The organism is Ralstonia sp. GX3-BWBA, assembly GCF_003290055.1.
GTDB lineage: Bacteria > Pseudomonadota > Gammaproteobacteria > Burkholderiales > Burkholderiaceae > Ralstonia > Ralstonia holmesii.
In genome coordinates this window covers 1-17631 of sequence record NZ_QMKS01000011.1, presented here as the reverse complement: position 1 = coordinate 17631, position 17631 = coordinate 1, and the positions used below count along the sequence as shown (strand labels likewise).

Below are 17631 nucleotides of genomic sequence, written 5' to 3'. Positions count from 1 at the left end.
CATGCGCAAGGACACCGTTTCCATTGGCGGGGCCAGCGGTTTCTGGGGCGACAGCATCACGGGCCCGATGCAACTGGTCGCCTCGGGCCGTCTCGACTTTCTCGTCTTCGATTACCTGGCCGAGCTGACCATGTCGCTGCTGGCCAGCGCGCGCATGAAGAACGACGAGTTGGGTTACGCCACCGACTTTGTGAGCGTGGCGATGCGCGCGGTGCTCAAGGATGCGCTGGCGCAGAACATCCGCATCATCGCCAACGCGGGTGGCGTGAATCCGCGCGGATGTGCGGCGGCGTTGCAAGCGTTGGCCGATGCGCTGGGCGTGAGCGTGCGCATTGCGGTGGTGGAAGGCGACGACGTCATGCCGCTGCTGCCCGCGCTGCGCGAGGCAAGCGTGCGCGAACTGCAGAGCGGTCGCCCCTTGCCCGACAAGGTGGTGAGCGCCAATGCGTACCTGGGCGCATTGCCGATCAAGGCCGCGCTTGATGCGGGCGCGCAGGTCGTCATCACGGGGCGATGCGTCGACAGCGCCGTCACGCTCGGCGCGCTGATGCATCACTTCGGCTGGGCAATCGATGATTACGATCGTCTTGCCGCCGGCAGCCTCGCCGGGCACATCCTAGAATGCGGCTGCCAGGGCGCGGGCGGCCTGCATACCGATTGGGAAGCGGTGCCCGACTGGGCGCACAGCGGCTACCCCATCGTCGAATGCCGGGCCGATGGCAGCTTCATCGTCACCAAGCCCGACGGCACGGGCGGGCTGGTGACGCCCGCTACCGTGGCCGAACAACTGCTCTACGAAATCGGCGACCCGGCGCGCTACGTGCTGCCCGATGTGGTGTGCGACTTCACACAGGTGACGATGGCGCAGGCAGGCGAGCATCGCGTCGAAGTGCGCGGCGCACGCGGCCTTGCGCCTACGCCCGATTACAAGGTGAGTGCAACGTATGCCGATGGCTACCGCGCGACCGGTCAGCTCACCGTCGTCGGCATTGACGCCGATCGCAAGGCGCGCCGCACGGCCGAGGCGATTCTGGAGCGCACGCGCGGCCTGTTCCGCCAGCTCGGTCTGCCGGATTACAGCGCAACGCATATCGAGACGCTCGGTTCGGCGTACCTGTTCGGGCCGCACCAGCCGAACGCGCCGCGATTCGAATCGGTGATGTGGCTGACGGTGACACATCCGAGCAAGCAAGCGTTGGAGTTGTTCGCGCGCGAAATCGCCCCGGCCGGCACGTCGTGGGCGCCGGGCACGACGGGCGCGGGTGGCCGGCCAAGCGTGATGCCTGCCATCAAGCAATACGCCTTCCTGATCGACAAGGCGCGCGTGCAGCCGCGCGTGACGTTGCTGGGCGGGGAGGGCTTCGACATTACCGTGCCGACGGGCGGTGCCGCGCTTGAGGCTTCCGCTGCCGCACCAGCATCGGATGCCTTGCCGCCCGGCCCGACGCGCGAGGTCCCCCTCATTGAACTCGCCTATGCCCGCAGCGGTGACAAGGGCGACACCTCCAACATCGGCGTCATCGCGCGTCGGCCGGAAGACCTGCCGTTGCTGCGCGCGCAACTGACCGAAGATGCCGTCGCCGCATACCTCGCGCACGTCGTGAAGGGTCGCGTCACGCGGTACGACTTGCCCGGAATCCACGCGCTGAACTTCGTGTGCGAGCAGGCGTTGGGCGGCGGTGGCATGGCCTCGCTGCGCAACGACCCGCTCGGCAAGGGCATGGCGCAGGTGCTGCTGACGATGCCGGTGCGCGTGCCGGTCGACCACCCTTGATTGACGAGGCGATCATGCTCTCAGGCCTGCTGCCGTCTGCCCGCTTCGACGCCGATCACGATACGTTTCGCGAGACCGTTCGTCGCTTCGTCGACAAGGCCGTGTTGCCGAACATCGATGCATGGGAAGAGGCCGAGACGTTTCCGCGTGAGTTGTATCGCGAGGCGGCGGATCTCGGCTTACTCGGCATCGGTTTTCCGGAGGAGTACGGCGGTACGCCGGGCGACTTGTTTCTGGAACTGGCGATGATCGAAGCGCTGACGCGGGCGGCCAGCGGCGGCTTGCTCGCATCGCTGTTCAGCCACACGATCGGTGCGCCACCCATCGTGGCGGGTGGATCGGCCGAACTGAAGGCGCGTGTGCTGCCGGAAATCCTGTCGGGCGAGAAGATCAGCGCGCTCGCCATCACCGAGCCTTCGGGCGGGTCGGACGTTGCCAACCTCGCCACGCGCGCGGTGCGGGTGGGCGATCACTACGTCGTCAACGGCAGCAAGATCTTCATCACCTCCGGCATGCGCGCGGATTACATCACCGTGGCCGTGCGCACGGGCGGCGCGGGGGCTGGCGGCATTTCTGTGCTGCTGGTGGAAGGCGATACGCCGGGCCTGTCGCGCACGCCGCTCAGAAAAATGGGCTGGTGGTGCTCGGACACGGCGCAGCTGCACTTCGACAACTGCCGTGTGCCCATCGGCAACCTGCTCGGCGTGGAAAACCGCGGCTTCGAGCTGGTGATGCGCAACTTCAACCACGAACGCCTAGCGCTCGCGATGCAAGCCTATGGCCTGGCGCGCACGTGCCTGGCTGAAGCCGTGGAATGGGCCACCCAGCGTGAAACCTTCGGCAAGCGCCTCGTGCAGCATCAAGTCGTGCGGCAGAAGCTGGTGGCGATGGCCACGCGCATCGAAGCGACGCGGGCATTGCTTGAAGACCTGATGCGACGCATGCAGGCCGGCGATTCACCGGTCGCGCAACTGTGCATGCTGAAGAATTTCGCCACGCAGGGTCTGCAGTTCTGTGCCGACACGGCCGTGCAGCTGCTCGGCGGCATGGGCTTCATGCGCGGCACGAAGTCGGAGCGCATCTATCGTGAAGTGAAGGTCTACATGATCGGCGGCGGCGCGGAGGAAATCCTCAGCGATCTTGCCGCGCGCCAGCTCGGCTGGGCCTAAGGGCCTAACGCGCGCAATCAGGGAGAGAACCATGTATCGCTCAGTCTTTCGACCGGGGCTGTTTCAGGGGCAAGTGGCCGTGGTGACGGGTGGCGGCAGCGGCATTGGCCGGTGCACGGCGCATGAGTTGGCGTCGCTGGGGGCGGCGGTCGCGTTGGTGGGGCGCAATGCAGAGAAGCTTGCCGCCGTGCGCACGGAGATTGTCGAAGCCGGCGGCACCGCGCACACCTACGTTTGCAATATCCGCGACGAGGCCGCTGCGCAAGCCACCGTCGCGCAAATCTACGGCGAACACGGCCGCATCGACGCGCTGGTCAACAACGCGGGCGGCCAGTTTCCGGCGCCGCTCAAAGACATCTCCGCCAAGGGCTGGGAAGCGGTGGTGCAGACGAACCTGACCGGCGGCTTCCTGATGGCGCGCGAGTGCCTGAACCAGGCGATGCAGCAGCGCGGCGGCGCCATCGTCAACATCGTGGCCGACATGTGGGGCGGCATGCCGAACATGGGCCACTCCGGCGCAGCACGCGCGGGCATGGTCAACTTTACGGAGACGGCGGCGTTCGAGTGGGCGCAGTACGGCGTACGCGTGAACGCGGTGGCGCCCGGTTACGTGGCATCGTCGGGCATGGACGCGTATCCGCCGTGGATGGCCGAGACCATCCGCAGCATGCCTTCGACGGTGCCGCTCGGTCGCTTTGCCACCGAGGCGGAAGTGTCTTCGGCAATCGTGTATCTGCTGTCGGAAGCCGCCGCGTTTATCACCGGCACGACGCTGCGCGTGGACGGCGGCCGCCCGAACGTGCGGCCCGGGTCGCCCATGCCGGCACCGCGTCATGGCGCCGAGCCGTTCAACGGCTTCCACCTGGCCGTGACGCCCAAGGTGCTGCAAGACGAGGAGGGCCGCAATGCCGGCGCTTGAATCGCGCATCGTGCCGCATAGCGACGTGTACCTGCAGAACCACGCCGCGCTCACGGAACTCGTCGGCCAGTTGCGCACGCTGGAAGACCGCACGCGCAACAAGTCCGAGGCTTCGCGCGCGCGCTTCGAGCAGCGCGGGCAACTGCTGCCGCGTGACCGGCTCGGCCGCTTGCTCGACGCCAGTGCGCCGTTTCTGGAGCTGTCCACGCTGGCGGGTTTTTGCCTCGACCACACAGACCCGGCGCGCTCGATTCCTGGCGGCGGCTTCATCGCGGGCATCGGCTGGGTGAGCGGCGTGCGCGCAATGATCATCGTTGACGATGCGGGCATCGACGCAGGCGCCGTGCAGCCGATGGGCATCGAGAAGTTCCAGCGGGCTCAGGCTATTGCGCTGGAGCAGAAGCTGCCGTTCATCCACCTTGTCGAATCGGCCGGCGCCAATCTGTTGACCTATCGTGTGGAGACCTTCATCCATGGTGGCAGCGGTTTCTATTGGCTCGCGCGGCTGTCGGCGGCGGGCATTCCGGTGATCAGCGTGGTGCACGGGTCGAGCACCGCAGGTGGTGCATACATGCCCGGCCTGTCGGACTACGTGGTGATGGTGCGTGATCGTGCGCGTGCATTTCTCGCCGGTCCACCGCTGCTGAAAGCGGCCACGGGTGAGATCGCCACCGAAGAGGAACTGGGCGGCGCACAGATGCACGCCAGCACGTCGGGCTTGGCTGAATACCTGGCTGAAGACGATGCCGACGCACTGCGCATCGCACGCGAACTTGTGGCTGCGCTCGACTGGAACCGCGATGTGCCGGCAGCGGATCGCCCTTATGCGCCGCCGCGCTTTGATGCGGAGGAATTGCTCGGCATTGCGCTGGCCGATCATCGCAAGCCGCTCGACATGCGCGAGGTGATTGCCCGCATTGCCGATGGATCGGAGTTTCTGGAGTTCAAGCCCGACTACGGCCCCGCAACGATCACGGGGCACGCGGCCATCTGCGGCATGCGCGTCGGCGTCATCACGAACAACGGGCCGCTGGACCCGGCGGGCGCCACCAAGGTGGTGCATTTCATCCAGGCGTGCTGCCAGGCCGACACGCCGCTGCTGTACCTGCAAAACACTACCGGCTTCATCGTCGGCAAGGCGTCGGAGCAGGCCGGCATGATCAAGCACGGATCGAAGATGATCCAGGCCATGGCCAACGCCACCGTGCCGCGCATCACCGTGCATTGCGGTGCGTCGTTCGGGGCGGGCAACTACGGCATGTCGGGGCGCGGCTTCTTTCCGGATTTCTGCTTCAGCTGGCCCAATGCCAAGACGGCCGTGATGGGCGCAGAGCAGGCCGCCGGCACGATGGCGACGGTCATGGCCGCGAGCATGCAACGCAAGACGCAGACCGTCGACCACGAAGCCATCGAAGCGATGCGCGCCAAGGTGATCGACACGTTCGAGCGGCAGTCCGATGCGTTCACCGTTTCGGGCCGATTGCTGGACGACGGCGTGATCGACCCGCGCGACACGCGCAAGGTACTGGCTTGCGTGCTTGGGGTGTGCGACGAAGCGCGCCGCCGCACCCTGCACCCGATCCAGTTTGGCGTTGCGCGCCCGTAGCCACCCCGAACCCATACACGAACAGCCCAGGACAAGCGGAGCGACACACCATGCACTTCACCCACGAGCATCAGGAACTGCAGCGCAACCTCAAGCGCTTCATCGACAGCGACATCAACCCGTACGTCGATGAATGGGAGGCAGCGGAGATGTTCCCTGCCAAGCAGCTCTTCAAGAAGATGGGCGAGCTGGGTTTTCTCGGCATCGCCAAGCCGACCGAGTTTGGGGGGCTGGGCCTCGACTATTCATATGCGATGGCGATGGCCGAGACGCTTGGCCACATCCACTGCGGCGGTGTGCCGATGGCGATTGGCGTTCAGACCGACATGGCGACGCCCGCGCTTGCCCGTTTCGGTTCGGACGACCTGCGCGCGCAGTTCCTGGCTCCCGCCATCAGCGGCGATGCGGTGGCGTGTGTGGGCGTGTCGGAGCCCAGCGCGGGCTCCGATGTGGCGAGCATCAAGACCACCGCACGCAAGGACGGTGACGACTACATCATCAACGGCAGCAAGATGTGGATCACCAACAGCCTGCAGGCTGACTGGATGTGCCTGCTGGCCAACACGTCAGATGACCCAGCCCACCGCAACAAGTCGCTCATCATCGTGCCGATGAACACGAAGGGCGTGTCGGTCGGCAAGAAGATCCGCAAGATCGGCATGAATTCGTCGGACACCGGCCTCATCTACTTTGACGACGTGCGCGTGCCCCAACGCTACCGCATCGGCGAGGAAGGCAAGGGCTTCACGTACCAGATGCTGCAGTTCCAGGAAGAGCGCATGTGGGCCGCGGCCAGCAGCCTGGCGACGATGACGATGTGCATCGAGACCACCGCCGAGTACGCGCGTGAGCGCAAGCTGTTTGGCGCCAGCCTGCTCGACAACCAATGGGTGCACTTCAAGCTGGCCGAGTTGAAGACGGAGGTGGAAGCGTTGCGCGCGCTCACGTATCGCGCGTGCGATCTGTACATCCAGGGGCAGGACGTGACGGAGCTGGCATCGATGGCCAAGCTCAAGGCGGGGCGGCTGGCGCGCATCGTGCCCGATGCCTGCCTGCAATTCTGGGGCGGCATGGGCTTCACGTGGGACAACCCGGTCTCGCGCTATTACCGCGACGGGCGTCTGGGCTCCATTGGCGGCGGCGCCGACGAGGTGATGCTGGGCATCATCTGCAAGTACATGAACACGCTTCCGGGCAAGAAGGGCTGAGCGATGACCGCCCCGCATGCGGCTTTCCGCTCGATCCTGATCGCCAACCGGGGCGAGATTGCGCTGCGCATCATGCGCACGGCGCGCCGCCTTGGCATGCGCACCATTGCCGTGTATTCCGAGGCTGACCGCGATGCGCCGCACTGCCGCGCGGCCGATCTTGCGTTGCCGATTGGCCCATCGCAACCGCAGGCGTCTTACCTGAACATTGCGGCATTGCTGGAAGCCGCGCGCAAGTCGGGCACACAGGCAATCCATCCCGGCTACGGTTTCCTTGCGGAGAGCGACGCCTTTGCCCGTGCGTGCGCAGACGCGGGCCTCGTCTTTATCGGGCCGCCTGCGGATGCCATCCGCGCGATGGGCAACAAGGCCGGCGCCAAGCGCCTGATGGAAGCCGCTGGCGTGCCGTGCGTGCCGGGTTATCAGGGCGAGGATCAATCCGCTGCGCGCATGGCGCACGAAGCCGCCCGCATTGGCTATCCGGTGATGATCAAGGCGGCGGCCGGTGGCGGTGGCCGCGGCATGCGCCGGGTAGACCGCGCAGAGGACTTTGCGGCCGCGCTGCAGTCCGCGCGCTCCGAGGCGGAGAACGCGTTTGCCTCGGGCGAGCTGATCCTGGAGAAGGCCATCGTCGAGCCGCGCCATATCGAGATCCAGGTGTTTGCCGATACGCATGGCAACGTGGTTCACCTCGGCGAGCGTGATTGCTCGGTGCAGCGCCGGCATCAGAAGGTGATCGAAGAATCGCCGTCGCCTGCCGTATCGCCCGAGTTGCGTGCGCGCATGGGCGCGGTGTCGGTGGCGGCGGCGCGCGCGATCGGCTATGTGGGTGCGGGCACGCTGGAGTTTCTGCTCGCCCCGGACGGCGCGTTTTACTTCATGGAGATGAACACGCGCCTGCAGGTGGAGCATGCCGTGACCGAAGCGGTGATCGGGGTCGATCTGGTCGAGTGGCAGTTGCGTGTGGCGCTTGGCGAGCCGTTGCCGCTCGCGCAAGACGTCATCGATGCACGTCGCGCACAAGGCGGACACGCCGTCGAAGTGCGCCTGTGCGCAGAAGACCCGCAGCAGGATTTCCTGCCGCAAAGCGGCACCGTTGCCCGCTGGCGTGCACCGCAGGATGTCCGCACGGACCATGCATTGGCCGACGGGCTTGTCGTCTCGCCGTACTACGATTCGATGCTCGCCAAGATCGTCGCGCACGGCACCGACCGCGCCGATGCGTGTCGACGGCTGGCGCATGCCTTGGATGATTGCCTGCTGCTTGGCCTGCCGACCAACCGTGCGTTTCTGCGCGATTGCGTCGCGCACCCGGCGTTCCTTGCCGGCGATGTGTCGACCGCGTTCATCGCCCGGCATTTCCCGGCCGCGCTGCGTCATGCGGCCGTACCCGGTGCAGCGGTTTGCCAAGCGGCAGCCGTGCTGCTCACGCACCTGCGCCAGGACACCGCACGCCGCTATCCCGCAGAACTGCATGGCTGGGCCAGCAGTTGCACATACCCCACGCTGTGCCGCTTCACGCTCGACGACCAGGCCATCGAGATGCGCGTGCGAGCGCTCGGTGCACGGCGATGGGAATTGACTTGGGACGGCGGTTCCACTCAGGTGGCCCTTGTGTCAGCGGCCAACGACCGCGTCACGCTTGCGCTGGGCGACACGCTCCACGCGGTCGACTACGCCTTCACCGGCGACGCTTGCCACTTCGTGCTGAATGGCGTCGAGCACACCGCCGTCGACACCACTTACGCCCGGGCGGAGCGTGACGGCGTGCAAGCCGGCAGCGGCCGGATCAGCGCACCGATGAATGGCCGCGTGGTTGCCGTACACGTGGCTCAAGGCGAGGCGGTCTGCGCCGGTCAGGTGCTGCTGGTGGTCGAGGCGATGAAGATGGAGCACAGCATTGCCGCACCACTCGCAGGCGAGGTGAAAGGTCTGTTCACCCAGGTCGGGGCACAGGTTGCGCCCGGCGGGTTGCTGATGGAGATTGCCGCGGCCTGACGGTTGCACTGCCGTCCTGATCCATCGTTTCGTCGTGCAGCTCATGCGGTCAATGCAGTCCATAGGAGACGTCCCATGTCCGAAGCCACGCCAGACCTCACGCTCGAAGCCAACCTGCTGAACCGGGTGGCGCTGGGCGATACGTTGCATCGCAGTGCACGCAAGTTCGGCGCGAAGGTCGCGCTGGTCGATGGCCCGCGTCGCATGACGCATGGCGAACTCAACGCAGACAGTAATCGCTATGCGCACGCGCTGCTTGCAAGCGGCCTCACGCCCGGCGACAAGGTGGCGATGGTGTGTGGCAACTCGGCGCAGTTCTTGGTGGCCGCGTACGGCATTCTCAAGGCGGGGCTGGTGTGGGTGCCGATCAATGCGATGCTCGGGCCGGACGATGTGCGCTACATCCTCGAACATGCCGAGGCGCGCCATGTGGTGATTGACGCGGCGCTGTACCCGGCGCTGCGTGACACGCTGTCGGCGCTTGCTTTGCCCGCGCACCAATGCTTCGGCGCACCGGTTGCCGATGGCCCGCAAACCGTGGAGCAAGCGTTGCAAGGCCACGCCGATACGCTGCCCGCCGTGGTGATCGACGATCGCGATCTCGCGCTCATCATGTACACCAGCGGCACGACCGGCCGACCCAAGGGCGCAATGCACTCGCATCGCTCGGTGCATGCCGCGCTAATGTCCAACATCGCAGGCCTGAATCTGAACGAGACCGATGTGTTCTCGTGCCTGCTGCCGATGTTCCACTGCGCGCAGTTTGCGACCGCCGCGTCCGCGATGCTGGTGGGCGCCACGCTCGTCATACAGCGCGGTTTTGACCCGGCGGCGCTGCTCGATGCGATTGCGAGCGAGCGCATCACGCAACTGTTCGGCCTGCCGCTCATGTACGCCGCGCTGCTGCACCATCCGCTGCGTGCGCAGCGCGATCTCTCAAGCCTGCGCCTATGCCTGTATGCGATGGCGCCGATGGCCAAGCCGCTGCTCGAACGCCTGATTGCCGAGGTGTGTCCGAACTTTGCGCTCGGCTCAGGCCAGACCGAAATTTTCCCGATGACGATGTACTTCGCGCCCAACCAGCAACTGCAGCGCACCGGCAACTACTGGGGCCAGCCATGCATGGTGAACGAGGCGGCCATCATGGACGATCAAGGCAATCTGCTCGGCCCGGACCAATTGGGCGAGATCGTGCATCGCGGCCCCAACGTCATGCTTGGCTACTACAAGGACCCGCAGGCCACCGCCAACGCGCGCCGCTTCGGCTGGCACCACACGGGCGACCTCGGCATGTGGGATACCGACGGCCAGCTTCAGTTCAAGGACCGCATCAAGGACATGATCAAGACCGGCGGTGAGAACGTGCCTTCGGTCAAGGTGGAAGAAGTGTTGCTGCGGCACCCGGCCGTGGCGAACGCCGCGGTGGTCGGCTTGCCGCATGTGCACTGGGTGGAAGCGGTGGCAGCGTTCGTCTGCCTCAAGCCCGATGCACACGCCGATGCCGCCGCGCTGCAGGCGCATTGCAGAGAGCATCTCGGTGGCTTTGAAGTGCCCAAGCACATTGCCGTGGTCGACAAGCTGCCCATGACGGCGACCGGCAAGATCCAGAAGCACGTGCTGCGCACTGCCAACCAGACGTTGTTCGAGGGCGATGCGCGCTAGGGGTGCTAAGCCGTCGGCTGGGGCGGCGTACGCAGGATGAACAGCACGGCCTGATCGGCCAGCGCGTCAATGCTGATGCCCGCGCCAGCCTGATACCACTGCGCCGTCCAGTTGAGCGCGCCGAACATCAGCAGGCGGTCGACGGGCGTCGGGTGTGCCCATTCGCCCGAGGCGCGCAGGCGGTCGATCACGCGCGTCCAGATGTCTTCGTAACGGTCTTTGAGCGCGATGATGCGTTCTTGCGCCTGCGTATCGAGCGAGCGCCACTCATACAGCATCACCGGAATGAAATCCTGGTGGGGCGCAAGGATCGTGTAGAGGTGCGCGCGCACGAGTTGGCGCATCGCCTCGCGTGGCGGCAGGTCGTCGATATCGATGGCTTCGATATCGGCCAGCGCCACGGTCAGGCCGTGTTCGATCACCGCCTGCAGGATGTCCTGCTTGGTTTTGAAGTGGTAGAACCAACTGCCCGCATGGACGCCCGTGGCGGCGGCAATGTCGCGCACCGTGGTGTTGCCGTAGCCCTTCTCGCGGAACAGCCTGGCCGATTGCTCGATCAACGCGCGGCGCAAGCCCTCGTTGGCATCCTGCGCGGGGCGGCCGCGCTTGCGGCGCGGCGCTTCGGCTTCAGTGGCGGCTCCTGTGGCGGACTCGGGCGGATTGGATGTGGCGGGTTTCGGCATGCCCAGGCGAAGAGAAGAGGCGTCGCTGCATTGTAGCGGGGCATCGCCGCCGCGCGGCACGTCAATCGCGGTTCAGGATGCGGCCGTGTTCGACGGTGGCAGCGCCTGCCTTGACCAGCGCCGCGATCGCGGCATCCACCAACGTTTCCATCGATTGGCTTGCGAAGAAGCGCGCTTGCAAGCGCGGCATCAGCGTGGTCTGCGTGAACCACGCGAACAGCGCGTCGTGCGACAGCGCCTGCTGCTCCAGCAGCTTGAACTTCACCAGCACGCGGATGGCGTGCAGCGCATTGCGCTCCGGGTCTGCGCGCAGATACGCAAGCCGCCCCAGCGATGCATCAATCGCGGCGTTGACGCTGGTGAACGGCCGGCCGTGTCCAGGAATCACCACGCGCGCATCGAGCTGCGCGATGCGCTCAAGAATGGCCTGCTGCTCGGCAAAGCCGCTCTCGCCTTCCAGCTCGGGAAAGATCACACCAAAGCCGCGCTCCCACAACGCATCGGCAGAGATCAGCACGCGTGTGTCGGGGTTGAAGAGGATGACCGCGTGCGGGTCGTGCCCGGGCGCGCTGATGACCTGCCAGTCGAAACCGCCTAGCCGTGCCGTCATGCCGTCGGCGAGGCCCGCGTCGGCATCGCTGTCAGGCAGCGTGAAGCGTGCGCATTCCTGGCCGGTGGGGGCGTAGCTCAGGGCGTCGGTATCCCAGCGGCGCACGTCGTCGATCTGCGCCGCAGGCACGCGCGTGTGACTGCCGTAGAGTGCCTGCAGCGCGGCATTGCCGCCGCAATGGTCGGAGTGCAAGTGCGTGTTCAGCAGACGGCGCAGCGGCCTGCCTTGCAGGGCGTGCTTCACAAGCGCCACAGTTTGCGGGGCGTGCGTGAGGTAGCCGGTGTCCACCAGTGCGCAGCCGCCTTGCGCATCGTCATCGAAGAAAAGGATGTTGTTGGACGACAGCCAGCCGCGCTCGAACACGCGCATCGAATCAGGCAAGGTGACGATGTCGTGTTCGGCCATGGTGATGGGCGCTCAGGCGCAGGGCGTCTCGTTGAGCCAGGCGCAGGCGCGCTCGGGCAAGGTCTTCCACACGGCCTGGCGAGCGGTGTCGTTCATGGTCGACCAGGCGGCAATTTCGTCGATGGTGCGCATGCAGCCGATGCACAGGCCGTGCGCCTCGTCCATCTTGCACACGCTGATGCACGGCGACGACACCGGCTGGGCGCGCTCGGCCTGCGCGCGGCTATTGCGCAGCTTGCCGAGCGAGAGCTTCAGTTGCGCGCGGGTGCAGGCGTCCATGTGTGTTCGATCAGTCGCGCTGGGCGATGTCGGCCACAGGCGCGCCCGTCATGGCTTCCAGTTCGGCGGGCGTGAGGTTGAACACGGCGTGCGGGTGGCCGGCAGCAGCCCACACGCTGTCGTACTGGAACAGATCGCGGTCGAGCAGCATCACAGGCTTGACCGCATGACCCACCGGACACACGCCACCGATGGCGTAACCGGTCTTCTCGCGGACGAACTTCGCATCGGCCTTGGCCAGTGCGCCCACGTGCGCGGAAACCTTTGCTTCGTCGACACGATTGGTGCCGCTGGCGATCACCAGCACAGGCACATCGTCATCCGCACGACGGAAGATGATCGACTTGGCGATCTCCGCCACCGAGCAGCCCAGTCCGGCAGCCGCTTCAGCAGACGTTTTTCCCGTGGCGGGCAGCATCACGATGGCTTTCTCGTAGCCGAGCGTGCGCAGGTGGTCGGCCACGCGTTGGGCAGATTCAGGCAGCGGTGCGTTCGTATCGGTAGCGGTCATCGTCGTTCTTCTTGATGGGGTTTCAGATGCAGGCCTGGGCGATCTGGTCCTGCAGCTTGAGCAACAGCGCGCGGCCTGCACGGGACGCGGTGGGGCGGCCGATGGCTTGCGAGATGAAGTCGCCCGCCAGCACGACCTTGTCCAGGTCGATGCCGGTGCGGATGCCCAGGCCGTGCAGCAGGTACAGCACGTCTTCGGTGGCCACGTTGCCGGTGGCGCCCTTGGCATACGGGCAGCCGCCCAGCCCCGCTACCGATGCGTGGAAGATGGCGATGCCGACTTCCAGGCTGGCGAGGATGTTGGCCAGCGCCTGGCCGTACGTGTCGTGGAAATGGCCCGAGAGGCGGTCGATCGGGAACGTCGCCGCGGCGGCTTCCATCACGGTTTTCACCTGCCCGGCGGTGCCCACGCCGATGGTGTCGGCAATGTCGATCTCGTCGCAGCCCAGGTCGGCCATGCGCTTGATGACGTCCACCACCGACGACACCGGCACCTCGCCCTGGTACGGGCAGCCCAGCGAACACGAGATCGACCCGCGCACGCGAATGCCTGCATCCTTGGCGGCCTTGGCCACCGGCGCAAAGCGTTCGATCGATTCGGCGATCGTGCAGTTGATGTTCTTCTGCGCGAAGGCCTCGCTGGCGGCGCTGAAGATCACGATCTCGTCCGCGCCTGCTGCCGCAGCGCCTTCGAAACCCTTCATGTTGGGTGTGAGCACCGAATACAGCGTGCCCGGCCGGCGCTGGATGCGCGCCATCACATCGGCGCCATCGGCCATGGCCGGCACCCACTTGGGCGACACGAACGACGCGGCTTCCACGTTCACGAAGCCGGCCTCGGACAGCCGGTTCACCAGTTCGACCTTGGTGTCGGTGGAAACCGGCGCCTTCTCGTTCTGAAGACCGTCGCGCGGGCCGACCTCGACCACTTTCACGAAATGCGGAGTGCTCATCTCAGTAACCTCGTTGCAGATCGACGATGCCGGCTATCGGTTCGCCGGCTTCCAGCGCGCGGATCTTGCGCGCGATCTGGGCAATGCTGACCTCGCGCAGCGTCAGCGCCGAAATGTGCGGCGTGATGTGGATGCGCGGTTCGGTCCAAAAAGGATGGTCGGCGGGCAGCGGCTCGGTGCGGAATACGTCGAGCGCGGCGCCGGCAATGTGGCCGCTGCGCACGGCGGCCAGCAGGTCGTCTTCCACCAGATGCTTGCCGCGCGCCACGTTGACAACGAACGCGCCGGATGCGAGCTGACCGAGCAGCTTTGCGTCGATCACGTTTTCCGTGTCGGCGGTCAGCGGCAGCACGTTCACCAGCACGCGCGTGCCGGCCAGGAAGCCAGGCAGGGCTTCGCTGCCCGCACGGCAATCGACGCCCTCGACGTACTTGGCAGAACGGCTCCAGCCGCGCACCGGAAAGCCGAAGCCCGCCAACGTCTTGGCGATGTGCGTACCGAGCACGCCCAGGCCCAGCACGCCCACGACAAACTCGTCACGGTTGAACGGCTTGAGGAAGCGCCACATCTTGGCTTGCTGCTGGCGCTCGTATTCATCAAGCCGGCGGAAGAAGCGCAACACGGCATGCGTGACGTACTCGCCCATCTGCGCGGCCATGCCGGCATCGTCCAGACGCACGATCGGCAGGCCTTCGGGAATCGCATCGGGCGATTGCGCGCGCAGGCCGAGGATGGCATCCACGCCCGCGCCCAGGTTGAACACGGCGCGCAGATCCGTGCGGCCGCGCAGCATCTCGGCGGGCGGCTGCCAGACCACGGCGTAATCAGCGTCCTGCGCCGCACCTTGCGCCCATACCGACAGCCGCGCCTCAGGCAGTGCCTGCGCAAAACCGTCGAGCCAGGGTTGGGGTTTGCCGTCGGGCGTGTAGATCTGGATGTGCATGTGGGGCGACTTCAATGCGGGTAGTTGACGTATACGTCAAGCAGTGTAGCAGGGGCCGGCAACGCGCGTTGCAGCCCCGCCTGCGCGTCATTCAGCCATCACTCCGCCGGCTTGAACGCCAGCAGTTGCACGCCTTCCGTTACCTGATCGCCTACGCCATACAGCACGGATTCGACGACGCCGTCGGCCGGTGCGGTGAGCGTGTGCTCCATCTTCATGGCTTCCATCACGACGAGCGGTGCGCCCTTGGTGACGGTCTGTCCCGGTGCGGCCAGCACAGCGATGACCTTGCCGGGCATCGGCGCGGTCAGCTTGCCGCCTTCGTCGTCGGCTTCGCCCGCGTGCGCCAACGGGTCGTGGCGCTCCAGCGTCCAGTGCGCGCCGCCGGTGAAGACGTGGAATGTGTCGCCGTCGACATGCACCTGACCAGTCGCCTTGTGCGAGCCCAGCGTCACTGTGAAGGTCTCTGCATGGCGCTGCGAGGTGAAGGGCGCTTCATGCCCGTTTGCTTTCAGACGCGAGCCGTCGCGGCCATAGACGAGCGTGGCGTCGACGGCCTGTTCGCCGTGCGAGAAGCGCAGCGTGCGCTCAGCCGCGCCGTTCAGGCGCCAGCCGCTGCCGCGTGCCCACGGCGAATGCGGATCGCGTGTGTCCGTGCGCAGGCTGCGTGCCTCGCGGGCAAGCAGGGCAGCCACGGCCAGGGCGATGGCGTCTTGCGGCACGTCCGGCGCTGCCGGGAACAGCGTGTCGTGATTGCGCGCGATCAGGCCGGTATCCAGATCGGCGGTCGCAAACGGCGTCGATGCGACCAGGCGGCGCAGGAAGGCCACGTTGGACGACAGCCCCACCAGATGGAAGCTGCCCAGCGCCTGCAGCATGCGCGCGAGCGCTTCTTCTCGGTCACGGCCCCAGACGATGAGCTTGGCGATCATCGGATCGTAGTAAGGGCTGATGGCATCGCCTTCGCGCACACCCGCGTCGATGCGCACGGCCGCGGGTTCGCCATTGGCTTGCGCGCCCACGGTAAATTCCACCGCTGCCGGCGTGCGCAGCACCTTCAGCGTGCCGATGGACGGCAGGAAATCGCGCTCGGGGTTTTCTGCGTAGATGCGTGCTTCCAGCGCGTGGCCGTGGATGTGCAGTTCGTCCTGCGCGCGAGGCAGCGGCTCGCCGGAGGCCACGCGCAATTGCCATTCGACGAGGTCTTCACCCGTGATCATTTCGGTGACCGGATGCTCGACCTGCAGGCGCGTGTTCATCTCCATGAAGTAGAACGTGCCGTCTTCGTCGACGATGAATTCGACTGTGCCGGCACCCACGTAGCCCACGGCGCGCGCGGCAGCCACAGCGGCTTCGCCCATCGCGCGGCGACGGTCCAGCGTCATGCCGGGCGCCGGTGCCTCTTCCAGTACTTTCTGGTGGCGGCGCTGCACCGAGCAGTCGCGCTCGAACAGGTAGACGGCGCCGCCGAAGCTGTCGGCAAACACCTGGATCTCAATGTGGCGCGGGCGCGTGAGGTACTTCTCGATCAGCACGCGGTCGTCGCCAAAGCTGGAGGACGCTTCGCGCTTGACGGAGGCCAGCGAGGCTTCAAACGCATCGCCCGATTCCACCACGCGCATGCCCTTGCCACCGCCGCCCGCACTCGCCTTGATGAGCACCGGGTAGCCGATGCGATCGGCCTGCGTGCGCAGGAATGCGGCGTCCTGGTTGTCGCCGTGGTAGCCCGGGACGAGCGGCACGCCGGCCGTTTCCATCAACGCCTTGGCCGCACTTTTGCTGCCCATCGCTTCGATGGCCGAGGCCGGCGGGCCGACGAAGATGATGCCGGCGTCTGCGCAGGCCTTGGCGAAGGCTTCGTTCTCCGAGAGGAATCCGTAGCCTGGGTGGACGGCCTGGGCGCCGGTGGCACGCGCCGCTTCGAGGATGCGGTCGGCGCGCAGGTAGCTGTCGCGGGCGGCGGGCTCACCGATGTGGATCGCTTCGTCGCAGGCCGCAACGTGGCGGGCATTGGCGTCGGCATCGGAGTAGACGGCGACTGTGCGGATGCCCAGCTTGCGGCAGGTGGCGGCGACTCGGCAGGCGATTTCGCCTCGGTTGGCGATGAGGAGCTTGGTGATCATGGTGTTGTTACGTCTCCTGGTATTGGTTTTGCACTTGTGGTGCGTCCTTTGTTTCATCCCCTGCCGGGGCTGACTCACTTTCTTTGTCTTGCCAAAGAAAGTAAGCAAAGAAAGGCGCGCCCGAGATGGCGACACCTTCCTTGAATTTTCGTAACCGTGCGGAGAGGGGAAAAACTCGCTGCGCTCAGACAGTTTCCCGTCTTTTTTCCGCCCGCTTACGAAAATTCAAGGCGCCATCAAGGGCAGGAACGTCAACGGCCAAACCGTTGGTGTGCCTGCTCTGTCAGGCTCTTGCTTGTTGCTTGTTGCTTGTTGCTTGTTGCTTGTTGCTTGTTGCTTGTTGCTTGTTGCTTGTTGCTTGTTGCTTGTTGCTGTGTTGCTGTGTTGCCTTTTGCTTCGCTCCGCGTTTTGCCGCGTACCCACTACTGCGTTTGTGCTGCGATGGTGTAGCCGTTGGAGCCCTAGATGGCGCCTTGAATTTCTGTTGCAGGGAGGAAAAAGAGGGGAGGCTGTTTGAGCGAAGCGAGTTTGCCTCTCCTCCCTCCCTGCGACATAAATTCAAGGAATCCTTCGCCATCTCGGGCGCGCCTTTCTTTTGCTTACTTTTCTTTGGCAAGACAAAGAAAAGTGAGTCAGCCCCGGCAGGGGATGAAACAAGGGATGGACCACCAACAGAAAACCATCCCCAAAACCAAAGCCTCAGTCCGCCGGCGTAATGTCGATATGACAATGCGAAGAATGCGAGTGCGAAGCCTCCGCACCCTGATGCATGTGATCCTGCACGTCCAC

The 17631-nt window shown here is 65.7% G+C and carries 15 protein-coding genes; 7 read left to right on the top strand and 8 right to left on the bottom strand.

Annotation, left to right across the window (positions count from 1 at the left end; all coding sequences use genetic code 11):
• Nucleotide 1 precedes the first annotated feature (1 nt).
• From DOD19_RS14160 to DOD19_RS14130, 7 genes are all read left to right on the top strand, one after another.
• A complete protein-coding gene (locus tag DOD19_RS14160) occupies nt 2–1774 on the top strand; it encodes an acyclic terpene utilization AtuA family protein (protein ID WP_112186189.1) in 1773 nt (590 codons plus the stop codon).
• Nucleotides 1775–1788: 14 nt separating this feature from the next.
• The gene (locus DOD19_RS14155) at nt 1789–2943 is read left to right on the top strand and encodes an acyl-CoA dehydrogenase family protein (protein WP_112186187.1); all 1155 of its coding nucleotides are present in this window, start codon (nt 1789–1791) and stop codon (nt 2941–2943) included.
• Nucleotides 2944–2974: 31 nt separating this feature from the next.
• Nucleotides 2975–3862: an SDR family oxidoreductase gene (locus tag DOD19_RS14150; protein ID WP_112186185.1), complete on the top strand. Its 888-nt coding sequence runs from the start codon at nt 2975–2977 to the stop codon at nt 3860–3862.
• Nucleotides 3849–5468, top strand: a complete 1620-nt coding sequence (locus DOD19_RS14145) for a carboxyl transferase domain-containing protein (RefSeq protein ID WP_112186183.1) — start codon at nt 3849–3851, stop codon at nt 5466–5468. Before DOD19_RS14150 ends, DOD19_RS14145 begins: the two co-directional genes overlap by 14 nt.
• Before the next feature lie 50 nt (nt 5469–5518).
• Nucleotides 5519–6676, top strand: coding sequence for an acyl-CoA dehydrogenase family protein (locus DOD19_RS14140; RefSeq protein WP_112186181.1), 1158 nt, complete (start codon nt 5519–5521; stop codon nt 6674–6676).
• 3 nt (nt 6677–6679) lie between these two features.
• The gene (locus tag DOD19_RS14135; RefSeq protein ID WP_112186179.1) at nt 6680–8674 is read left to right on the top strand and encodes a biotin carboxylase N-terminal domain-containing protein; all 1995 of its coding nucleotides are present in this window, start codon (nt 6680–6682) and stop codon (nt 8672–8674) included.
• Between the two features lie 75 nt (nt 8675–8749).
• Complete coding sequence (locus DOD19_RS14130) at nt 8750–10336, top strand: AMP-binding protein (protein ID WP_112186177.1); 1587 nt, start codon at nt 8750–8752, stop codon at nt 10334–10336.
• A 5-nt stretch (nt 10337–10341) separates the two neighbouring features.
• Here DOD19_RS14130 and DOD19_RS14125 read toward each other — a convergent pair whose 3' ends face one another.
• The 8 genes from DOD19_RS14125 to DOD19_RS27945 form a co-directional block, all read right to left on the bottom strand.
• A complete protein-coding gene (locus DOD19_RS14125; RefSeq protein ID WP_024976856.1) occupies nt 10342–11019 on the bottom strand; it encodes a TetR/AcrR family transcriptional regulator in 678 nt (225 codons plus the stop codon).
• Nucleotides 11020–11080: 61 nt separating this feature from the next.
• Entirely contained in the window at nt 11081–12034 is a 954-nt protein-coding gene (locus DOD19_RS14120; protein WP_112186175.1) for an MBL fold metallo-hydrolase, read from the bottom strand.
• A gap of 12 nt (nt 12035–12046) precedes the next feature.
• The gene (locus tag DOD19_RS14115) at nt 12047–12313 is read right to left on the bottom strand and encodes a DUF1289 domain-containing protein (RefSeq protein WP_112186173.1); all 267 of its coding nucleotides are present in this window, start codon (nt 12311–12313) and stop codon (nt 12047–12049) included.
• A gap of 10 nt (nt 12314–12323) precedes the next feature.
• Complete coding sequence (locus DOD19_RS14110) at nt 12324–12824, bottom strand: YbaK/EbsC family protein (RefSeq protein WP_112186170.1); 501 nt, start codon at nt 12822–12824, stop codon at nt 12324–12326.
• Between the two features lie 22 nt (nt 12825–12846).
• On the bottom strand, nt 12847–13776 hold the full coding sequence (locus tag DOD19_RS14105) for a hydroxymethylglutaryl-CoA lyase (protein ID WP_112186168.1): 930 nt from the start codon (nt 13774–13776) through the stop codon (nt 12847–12849).
• A gap of 1 nt (nt 13777) precedes the next feature.
• Nucleotides 13778–14719 carry a glyoxylate/hydroxypyruvate reductase A gene (locus DOD19_RS14100; protein WP_112186166.1) on the bottom strand — a complete coding sequence of 314 codons (942 nt, stop codon included), beginning with the start codon at nt 14717–14719 and terminating at the stop codon, nt 13778–13780.
• 98 nt (nt 14720–14817) lie between these two features.
• The gene (locus DOD19_RS14095; RefSeq protein WP_112186164.1) at nt 14818–16842 is read right to left on the bottom strand and encodes an acetyl/propionyl/methylcrotonyl-CoA carboxylase subunit alpha; all 2025 of its coding nucleotides are present in this window, start codon (nt 16840–16842) and stop codon (nt 14818–14820) included.
• Between the two features lie 283 nt (nt 16843–17125).
• Nucleotides 17126–17631 (bottom strand): hypothetical protein (locus DOD19_RS27945; protein ID WP_239498013.1); only part of this gene is annotated, 506 nt, incomplete at its 5' end.